General features: G+C 44.2%; 1 protein-coding gene. It reads left to right on the top strand.

Annotation, left to right across the window (positions count from 1 at the left end):
* Positions 1 to 63: 63 nt before the first annotated feature.
* Positions 64 to 874 (top strand): transposase (locus ACH8E3_RS16670; RefSeq protein WP_458633771.1); only part of this gene is annotated, 811 nt, incomplete at its 3' end.

Raw genomic sequence — 874 nt, 5'->3', positions numbered from 1 at the left:
CTTTTACGAAATCGTTCCGTCCTCTGCGCTACTTTAAGCAGACTTTTGCAACTTTTCCTGCCAATGGATTTAGAAGATGACATTCCAGTGAATCACCTCGTTCGTCTCGTCAATGCAGCCGTAAACCGGTTGGACGATGCGATCTTTGACGCAGCCTATCCAGGTGGTGGACGTGACAGCTATCATCCTAAAATGCTTACAAAAGTCATCATTTACGCCTACACTCAGCGCATCTACTCCTCGCGTCAAATTGCGAAATCTATTAAAGAAAACATTCCCTTCATGTGGTTGGCTGGGCGACAACGTCCAAACTTTCGCACCATCAATCGTTTCCGTTCCCAAAGGATGCGGGACGTTCTCGAAACGGTATTTACTGCCGTTCTTCAATTTCTAGCTGAAGAAAAATACGTTTCCCTCGAGCATTACTTTTTGGACGGCACTAAGATCGAAGCGAATGCGAATCGCTACACTTTCGTTTGGGGTAAATCCGTCAGTAAACATAAAATGAAACTACAAGAAAATGTACATACTCTGTTTGCCACGATTGAAGCCGCAGAACACCAAGAAGAACACCAATATCAAGGTAAAGATCTCGCTGAACTTGGTGAGTCTTCCGAAATAAACAGCGAAAAACTCGAACAAGTAACACAGAAACTTGAAGCTCAGCTATCAGAGAAACCCAAAGACAAACCTCTGAAAAAAGCTGTTCGGAAGCTGCGAAAGGACTTACTACCCAGGTTACTAAAGTACGAACAGTACCAATTACTACTTGGTGATCGGAATAGCTTCAGCAAGACTGATCCGGATGCAACCTTCATGCGGATGAAAGAAGACCACATGCGAAATGGTCAACTCAAACCGGGCTACAATGTAC

It is taken from the genome of Paenibacillus sp. CMAA1364 (assembly GCF_054373195.1).
This window is presented reverse-complemented; position numbering and strand designations above follow the sequence as displayed.